The sequence below is a fragment of the uncultured Kiloniella sp. genome (assembly GCF_937128705.1).
GTDB lineage: Bacteria > Pseudomonadota > Alphaproteobacteria > Kiloniellales > Kiloniellaceae > Kiloniella.
The window spans coordinates 1-8,870 of sequence record NZ_CAKZMP010000074.1; the positions used below are offsets into that span (position 1 = coordinate 1).

Sequence of the window (8,870 nt, forward strand, 5' to 3'; positions counted from 1 at the left end):
TCAAATAACATCATATTGCCTTATAGCGACGATAGCGCATGTCGCTATTTGAATAAAGTGTGTGACGTTATTTTATTTTATTTAAAAATGTTTGGATTTGTTTTTCAGCTCGATCCGGGCCGACGGTAGCGAGGCGGATTAACCGATCAAAATGTTGCGTTAGGGCTTTGATATGATCGACAGAGTTCACCAATAAATACATATTACCAAGATAAACAGCAGCTCGTAGAGGGCCAAACAAGGTATAGGGTGCAGAATAAACAGCTTTCTGATCAAAAAAGAAAAGCCTGAAAGTTGGATAAAACTCGCCGACAAGTTTTAACATGTGTTCCAGCTGTTTTTGTCGTACATCCTTTGAAAGATCCTTCCATATACCTTCGCCCTTGGCAAAGAGTTCTAGTGTCTGTATTGGCATGCAGACTTCCATGTCGGTATCTGGTTTTTCCGTTTTAATAAGATGTTGTTTTGCCTGTTGGTCCTGTGCTTTTCGAATAAAGAGGTGGTTGTATTTAAATTCGAATTCACTGACTTCATCAATTCGCATGATGTCCGGCAGGGTATTGGGGACGTACCTTATTTTATAGCCAATTGATTCTCTGTGCCATTCTTCCAGCTTACGGGTGGCTTGTTCCTCGTTCATTTGCATGATTTCTATAGAAGGTACAATCTCATCACTGTTACCGTCATTGGCAATCAAGCCCATAAGCCAATCAAGTGAAACACCACAGGCTCTTGAAATAGCACAAAGTGTCTCAGCTCTGGGAAGTCTGGTTGAATCCGGTGCCAGAAACTGACTTAACGCAGAGCGATCTATACCGATTGATTTTGAAAATTGACTTAAATTATTACCGCTTTGCGAAATCAGCAGCGCCATTCTCTCTCGAAAGATATGGGCGACATCACGTTTATCCGAACTATTTAAATTTGATTGCTGTGAATTCACATCATTATTCCATAATAGTTACAAAATGCACGATTAGTATCTAATTATTATTATAATGATTGTATTGTATTATTGTCGATAATATTTTTCTGCCGCATCGTTATTAAGTTAAATGACGGAGGTTGAAAGTGTTGTTGCGTGATCGTGCTGAATGGCGAACTTTGTTACTTATTATTTCGTGCTATTCCTTGTTAGGTTTGATGGTTTTTAATCCCCTTGGTCTGCCATTGTATCTGCAGATGCTTATTCTTATTCCATTAATTACTTTGCATTCTTCTCTACAGCATGAATGTATCCATGGTCACCCCTTTGTGTCGCAACAGTTGAACGATGCCCTGATAGTTATGCCGGTCGGATTATTAGTTCCTTATTTTCGGTTCAAAGAAACACATATAAAACATCACCAAAACGCGAGTATCAGCGATCCTTTTGAAGATCCTGAGAGCGCATATCAAGATTTAGAAACCTGGGAGAAACGTCCGGGGTGGGTACAAGCAGTGTTTGAGTTTAACAACACGTTGTTTGGGCGAATGTTGATCGGTCCAGCCCTCAGTTCTATCGGTTTCGCTATATCTGAAATAATCAATGGAAATCAAAAAATCATTCTCACATGGGTGGTGCATTATGTGATGAGTGTATTGGTTGTCATGGTTATCTATACTTTTAGTGATATGCCTGTCTGGGCCTATCTTGTTTGTAGTTATTTTGCGTATTCTTTATTGATGGTACGTACGTTTTTGGAACATCAAGCTCATGAGTCCATGCGTGCCAGAACGGTTATTGTCGAAGATAAAGGTTTTTTCAGTTTTCTCTTTTTAAACAATAATCTGCATGTGGTTCATCATGCCTATCCAACCGTTTCCTGGTATAAGCTACCTGGTATTTTTAAGAAAAATAGACAGCGTTTTTTGGAAATGAACCGAGGTTACAGTTTCAAAAGTTACACTGAAATTTTCAAACGATTTACTTTTTCAAAAAAAGAGCCTGTCGCGTATCCCTTCACACCGAAAAGGCCTAAAGCTATAATTGCCAAGTTGCCTGTTAATGCCAGAGCTAAAACATCCGCTAAAATAGCAAACGTTAATTAGGGATGACGAGATGAGTGAAGCGATTGTCTCTCTTCCGATGTATGACTGGCCGGAAATCCAGGTTTACAATGATCAATTTTATAAAGAGCTTCGTACAAGCCTTGCCGATCAGGGCTTTATTGCTCCCCCAGTTCTGGATAGAACAAATACCCCGATGGAGCAGTGGTTAAACAGTAATTTACTTCTGTCCCAAACCTGTGGCTTGCCTTTTAAAACAGTTTTGAAAGATAAGGTATCTTTAGTGGGGACCCCCGCTTATGGCATAAACTGCGGGGCAGGTTCCTATTACAGTGTCATCGTTGTTCATCAAGAGACTTCAATCGATACATTGGATGACTTAAAAGGATTGACCTTTGCTTATAATGATAAGGGGTCTCAATCTGGCTATGCAGCACTTTTATACACGCTAAGCTCCGTCGGAAATACAGATGACTTTGGTTCTTCTGTTGAGAGTGGTAGCCATCGTGCGTCTATTCAGGCAGTTGCTATGGGACAGGCCGATTTTGCGGCCATTGATGCCCTTAGTTGGGAGTTGGCACTACGTCATGAGCCCGCAGCCCAAAAGCTAAGGGTTATAGCCACAAGTGAACCGACACCAACACTTCCCTTTATAACGGCGCGGCGCTCTCGAAAAGCGGTTGATCTGCTCCATATGGCCGTGGTCGATGCGATGATTTCCCTTGATGAAACAACACGTGAAGCCCTTCTTCTTATTGGATTTTCCCCTTTGAAAGAGCGCGATTATGACGTGATTGAAACGCGGATGAATATTGTGGCACAGGCGTTTGGGTTGGAAGGTGAAGCTTAAGAACGATTAGGTTTGCTTTAGGTATTTAGTTCTGTATTGGGAGACGCGAACATGTTGCAAAGATCTGGGCGTAAAAGGAATAAAAGGCCTCATGTCGCGGCATCAGGGATTCAACAGTTACCTTGGTCTCAGGTGCAAACGTCCTATCGCCCCGTAGAAATACTGGACGAGGGGCAAATCGATGCTATTTGCGATACGGCGTATCGCATTCTTGAAGAAGTTGGCATAGACATTCTTCATGCCGAAGCAAAAGAAATCTTACATAAAGCAGGTGCGAAAACAGAAATTGGAAGTGACCGGGTTTATATGGACCGGGAACTAATCAAGGAGGCGATGTCACATGCGCCTTCTAATGTCATTTTACACGCTCGTAATCCCGCACATAATTTGGATTTATCCCCCGGGAACATTTCTTTTGGCTCGGTCGCATCTGCCCCAAACGTCAGTGATATCGAACGTGGGCGGCGACCTGGAAATCAGGAAGATTATCGTAACCTTCTCAAGCTGTGTCAGTCTTTGAATATTGTACATTTTGTTGCAGGGTACCCAGTAGAGCCGGTTGATATCCTTCCGCGTATACGGCACCTCGAATGCATTGCTGATATGGCATTGCTGACGGATAAGGTTTTCCATGCTTATGCGTTGGGTAAAGAACGGATAACAGATGCTTTGGAAATCACCCGCATAGCGCATGGTTGTCACAATTGGGATGATTTCAAGGAAAAGACCCGGCTTTTTACGATCATCAATACATCTTCTCCGCTTCGTTTGGATGGCGTGATGATTGAGGGGGCGATGGAAATGGCGCGGCATAACCAGCTATGTGTCATCACGCCCTTTACCTTATCCGGCGCGATGGCACCGATAACAGTAGCAGGGGCCTTGGCACAGCAACACGCCGAAGCACTTGCCGGGATGACGTTATTACAGTTGGTTGCCCCGGGATGCCCTGTTGCTTACGGGGGCTTTACCTCAAATGTTGATATGAAAAGTGGATCACCTGCTTTTGGGACACCTGAAAATGCGCAGGCTGCCATGATTGGCGGACAGTTGGCCCGGCGTGTCGGCGTTCCTTACCGATCATCGAATGCGAATGCCTCGAACTGTGTGGATGCGCAAGCGACTTATGAGAGCCAGATGTCGATCTGGTCTGCTGTTATGGGGCAGGCCAATATGCTCATGCACGGTGCAGGGTGGATAGAAGGTGGGCTATGCGCCTCTTTTGAGAAAGTAATCATTGATGCAGAGATGCTGCAGATGATGACAAAGTTCTTGCAACCGCCTGAAATAACAGAAAGCAGTCTGGGATTGGATGCCGTTAAGGATGTGGGGCCTGGCGGTCATTTCTTTGGCACACCCCATACGCTGGAACGTTATGAAACTGCCTTTTATTCTCCAATTTTGTCGGATTGGAATAATTACGAAAACTGGGCGGAAGGCGGTTCTAAAACAGCAACAGAACGCGCGCATTCAATTTATAAGAATATTATCAATGACTATCAGCAACCTGGTCTTGATATCAGTAGGCAGGATGAAATCGCTGAATTTGTGGCACGCAGAACTGCGGAGGGTGGTGTGTCAGGAGATTTTTAGCCTAGAAATCTTATGACAGAGAAATACAAGAAAATCAGCAAACAAGAATAAACAGGGACGAAGAGACGAATGAGTAAATCATACGACGCAATCATTATCGGTGCAGGGGTCATTGGGGCCTGTACAGCTTTTGAAATGGCCAAGAAGGGGTGGAAAACGCTTTCCATCGATAAGTTGCCGGAATCTGGATATGGTTCAACATCTGGCTCTTGCGCGATTATTCGGACGTATTATTCAGCTTTGGAAACCTGTGCACTTGCTTATGAAGGTTGGCATTACTGGAAAAACTGGGACGAATACATGGGCGTTCAAGACGACCATGGCATGATCGAATATAAAGAAACCGGATGTCTTGTTATTAAAACGCCTCACAATCATTCTCTAAAAAAAGTCTGTGCAACGATGGATGAGATTGGCTGTCCCTATAAGGATATTCCGACATCTGATATCAAAAAATATTTGTCAATCGTGGATACGCAACAGTTTGAACCTGCTCGTCGTCCGGAAGACCCTGAATTTGGGTTGCCGACGGGACCCGCTGTTGAAGGGGCGGTATTCTTTCCACGCGGTGGATATGTGAATGATCCAAAACTATCGGCGCATAATGCGCAACGCGCTGCTGAGGCTCATGGAGCTGAGTTCCTGTTTAAAACAGAAGTCAGTGAAATCTTGACACAGAACGGGCGGGTAAGTGGCGTTATATTATCAGACGGTACTGAGATCAAATCGCCTGTTGTGATTAATGTTGCCGGCCCACATTCGTCCAAAGTCAATGAAATGGCTGGTGTGTGTCAGGACATGAAAATGAGCACGCGTGCTCTTCGTCATGAAGTTGCCCATGTACCATCCCCGGATGGATTTGATTTCGAAAAAGAGGGCATGGTTTATTCGGATAGTGATATCCATACCTACTGCCGACCCGAGACGGGAAATAATATTTTGATTGGATCAGAAGATCCTGCCTGTGATGAAAAAGAATGGGTGGATGATCCTGATAATTATGATGAAAACTTTTCCGAACAGTGGAAAGTTTTGGTCATGCGTATGGCTCAACGTTTTCCCGAGCTTGGTATTCCCTCTAAAACAAAAGGCGTTGTTGCCCTTTATGATGTGACTGAAGACTGGATGCCGATTTACGACAAAAGCAGCTTGCCCGGCTTTTATATGGCTGTGGGGACCAGCGGCAATCAGTACAAGAACGCGCCTGTGGCCGGAAAAATGATGACGGCAATCGTTGAAGCCTGTGAAAAGGGTCACAATCATGATGCCACGCCTTTGAAATTCCATTTGGACAATATAGATAAAACCATTTCCCTTGGTGTGTTTTCCCGTAATCGTGAAATCAATCAGAATTCCAGCTTCTCAGTAATCGGATAGGTCCTATGAAATCACATACTCGTGTAGCCGTCATCGGCGGCGGTGTTGTTGGCTGTTCTGTTCTTTATCACCTGACAAAGCTTGGGTGGAATGATGTTATGCTGATTGAACGATCAGAGCTGACTTCGGGTTCAACATGGCATGCAGCCGGTGGTTTCCATACTCTGAACGCAGACACGAACATGGCCGCACTACAAGGGTACACAATCCGGCTTTATAAAGAACTGGAAGAGATTACCGGGATGTCTTGTGGTTTGCATCATGTCGGTGGGGTCACGTTGGCTTCGACACCAGAGCGCATGGATTTCCTCAAGGCTGAGCGCGCAAAGCATCGCTATATGGGCTTGGATACTGAAATTGTCAGCCCCGAAGAAATCAAAAAGTTGTCACCAATTACCAATATTGATGGCGTTATCGGGGCGCTTTACGATCCCCTTGACGGACATCTTGATCCTTCGGGCACAACTCATGCCTATGCCAAGGCTGCCAAAATGGCCGGGGCAGAGATTGTTTTGCGTAATCCTGTGCTTGAACTAAATCCACAGGCTGACGGTTCTTGGGAAGTTGTTACAAAAGAAGGCACAGTGATTGCCGAGCACATTGTGAACGCTGGTGGCTTGTGGGCACGCGAAGTTGGTGAAATGGCCGGCGTTTATATGCCGCTTCACCCGATGGAACATCAATATCTGGTCACAGAGGATGCGCCCGAAGTTTATGAGCTGGATCGGGAGTTACCGCATGTGATGGATCCCGAAGGCGAAAGCTATCTCCGACAAGAAGGAAGAGGGCTTTGCATTGGATTTTACGAACAAGCCTGTGATGCTTGGGCAGAGCGTGGAACGCCGATGGACTTTGGCCACGAACTTTTAAACAATAATCTGGACCGTATTGGTGATTCATTAGAGTTTGCCTTTAAACGGTTCCCTGTTTTGGAACGGGTTGGTGTTAAAACGGTTATTAATGGACCTTTTACCTTTGCACCCGATGGCAACCCATTGGTGGGGCCTGTTCCCGGATTGCGGAACTACTGGTCAGCTTGCGGTGTTATGGCTGGGTTCTCACAGGGTGGTGGAGTTGGTTTAACTCTAGCTGAATGGATGATCGAAGGCGAACCGTCACGGGATGTCTTTGCTATGGATGTTGCCCGTTTTGGGGCCTGGATCACACCGGGATATACGCGAGCCAAGGTGAAAGAAAATTATCAACGGCGCTTTTCTGTGTCGTATCCCAACGAAGAATTACCTATTGCGCGCCCACATCAAACAACACCAGCTTATCATATTTGGAAAGAACAACGTGCAGTTTTTGGCGCTGGATATGGTATGGAGTCGGTGAATTATTTTGCGCCCGAAGGCGAACCGCTGGAAGAAACACCTAGTTTTCGACGGAGTAATGCGTTTGAGGCGGTTGCAGCGGAATGTCATGCTGTTCGTGACGCCGTTGGCATTAACGAGGTTCATAACTTTGGCAAATATCGCGTCACAGGGCCGGGGGCATGTGACTGGCTGGATGTGATTATGGCAGGGCGCATTCCAAAACCGGGACGGTTGGCGCTTAACCCTATGTTGAGCCACAAGGGCAAGTTGATTGGTGATTTCACAGTGTCCTGTATAGATGATCATGAGTTTATGGTAACGGCATCTTTTGGAATGCAAGCAGCACATCTACGCTGGTTTGAGCAAAATTTACCTTCCGATGGTTCTGTTGCCATTGAGAATATCTCTACCAAGCGCATTGGTTTTCAGATTGCTGGGCCCAATGCCCGTGAATTACTGCGCCGCGTTGCTTTCGAAGATGTGTCCGCAGAAAGTTTTAAATTTCTGGATGTCAAAGAAACAGATATTGGTTCCTGTCGCGCATTGGTCCAAAGGGTTTCCTATACAGGAGACCTTGGATACGAAATTTATGTTCCAATCGAACAGCAGGCCACTCTCTATAATATTCTCTCTGATGCAGGGCAGGATTTAGGTCTCAAGCCTTTTGGGATGCGTGCCATGATGTCGTTGCGGCTGGAAAAATCTTTTGGTTCCTGGGGAAGGGAGTTTCGTCCTGACTATATGCCAGTGGAAACAGGGATGGATCGTTTTACTTCGTACAGTAAAAAAGCAGACTTTATAGGTAAAGCTGCGGCATTAAAGGAAAAAGAAGAGGGTGACAATCGAAAGCTTTGCACCTTTATTGTTGAGGCCGTTGACGCTGATGTGTGGGGGGATGAACCCATTTGGCATAACGACAAGGTGGTTGGTTTTGTGACATCTGGAGGTTATGCCCACTATAGCCAGAAATCAGTAGCATATGGGTTTCTGCCAACAGAGATTGCGAAGGATAGTCTCGAGGTGGAAATCGAAGTTCTTGGGGTGATGCTCAAAGCTAAAATGTTTACGGAAACCCTCTTTGATCCCAAAGCAGAAAGAATGTTGGGATAAAACCGTTGAATGCTAGGGAGGGGTGTTTTTTGTCAAACCCTTGCTTATCATTAAATGTCTAGTTTAAGTCTTTGCTATAATTATCTTTTATCTACTAAAGAATATCCTTCTTCTGTAGGTAGTTCTAGTTTTGTGAAATTACCCCCCATGTTGTGTTCGATCTCAGCGATGCGAGTATGTACTTTTTCGATCAGAGAAAGAGCGGCGGGTGATAGAAGAGTACCATTACGTTGGAAGAGACCGACCGTTCGCCGTAACTTTTCATCTGCGAAGGGAATGAAGTTTAGGGAAGTGTCTGTTTCTGGAACCAGTAGTCTGGGAAGTACCGTGACGCCTGCACCAGCTTTTACCAATGCTAAGACAGATGTCACGTTATGCACTGTAATACGGCTACTCTCCTGATTTTCCAATATCTCGGGAAGAGTGATTGATTGCGTTATACTGTTCAGTAGTAACTTTTTGTTTTTTAAAAATGATCCCAGTTTTTTTGAGTTGATGTTTTTATTCGGAAGTGGTGGGGCATCATCAGCACTACTCACAAGGCCAAGGCTATCCTCGAATAGGGGAGTGAACTCGATACCGGGGAGATTTTTGGCTAAACTTGCGATACCGAATTGAACGCGTCCGCTATGAAC

7 protein-coding genes are annotated in these 8,870 nt (G+C 45.0%); 5 read left to right on the forward strand and 2 right to left on the reverse strand.

The genetic code is table 11. From position 1 onward, the window contains the following. Positions 1 to 67: 67 nt before the first annotated feature. A complete protein-coding gene (locus Q0241_RS04370) occupies positions 68 to 943 on the reverse strand; it encodes a helix-turn-helix transcriptional regulator (protein ID WP_299373708.1) in 876 nt (291 codons plus the stop codon). A gap of 128 nt (positions 944 to 1,071) precedes the next feature. Here Q0241_RS04370 and Q0241_RS04375 point away from each other — a divergent pair, with 128 nt between their 5' ends. From Q0241_RS04375 to Q0241_RS04395, 5 genes are all read left to right on the forward strand, one after another. After that, entirely contained in the window at positions 1,072 to 2,031 is a 960-nt protein-coding gene (locus Q0241_RS04375; protein WP_299373710.1) for a fatty acid desaturase, read from the forward strand. Between the two features lie 10 nt (positions 2,032 to 2,041). After that, positions 2,042 to 2,839, forward strand: a complete 798-nt coding sequence (locus Q0241_RS04380; protein ID WP_299373713.1) for a PhnD/SsuA/transferrin family substrate-binding protein — start codon at positions 2,042 to 2,044, stop codon at positions 2,837 to 2,839. A gap of 51 nt (positions 2,840 to 2,890) precedes the next feature. After that, positions 2,891 to 4,432 carry a trimethylamine methyltransferase family protein gene (locus Q0241_RS04385; RefSeq protein WP_299373716.1) on the forward strand — a complete coding sequence of 514 codons (1,542 nt, stop codon included), beginning with the start codon at positions 2,891 to 2,893 and terminating at the stop codon, positions 4,430 to 4,432. Positions 4,433 to 4,501: 69 nt separating this feature from the next. Next, positions 4,502 to 5,809: an FAD-dependent oxidoreductase gene (locus Q0241_RS04390; protein ID WP_299373719.1), complete on the forward strand. Its 1,308-nt coding sequence runs from the start codon at positions 4,502 to 4,504 to the stop codon at positions 5,807 to 5,809. Between the two features lie 5 nt (positions 5,810 to 5,814). Next, positions 5,815 to 8,235, forward strand: a complete 2,421-nt coding sequence (locus Q0241_RS04395) for an FAD-dependent oxidoreductase (protein ID WP_299373721.1) — start codon at positions 5,815 to 5,817, stop codon at positions 8,233 to 8,235. An 80-nt stretch (positions 8,236 to 8,315) separates the two neighbouring features. On the opposite strand, the gene Q0241_RS04400 is transcribed toward Q0241_RS04395, so the two are convergent. After that, positions 8,316 to 8,870, reverse strand: a 555-nt coding sequence (locus tag Q0241_RS04400; protein ID WP_299373723.1) for a LysR substrate-binding domain-containing protein, incomplete at its 5' end; no start/stop codon positions are given.

What these genes read in the sequence shown, in the direction of transcription:
- Q0241_RS04380 (WP_299373713.1), top strand. Translation starts at nt 2,042, where the DNA reads ATGAGTGAAGCGATTGTCTCTCTTCCGATGTATGACTGGCCGGAAATC.
- Q0241_RS04385 (WP_299373716.1), top strand. Translation starts at nt 2,891, where the DNA reads ATGTTGCAAAGATCTGGGCGTAAAAGGAATAAAAGGCCTCATGTCGCG.
- Q0241_RS04390 (WP_299373719.1), top strand. Translation starts at nt 4,502, where the DNA reads ATGAGTAAATCATACGACGCAATCATTATCGGTGCAGGGGTCATTGGG.
- Q0241_RS04395 (WP_299373721.1), top strand. Translation starts at nt 5,815, where the DNA reads ATGAAATCACATACTCGTGTAGCCGTCATCGGCGGCGGTGTTGTTGGC.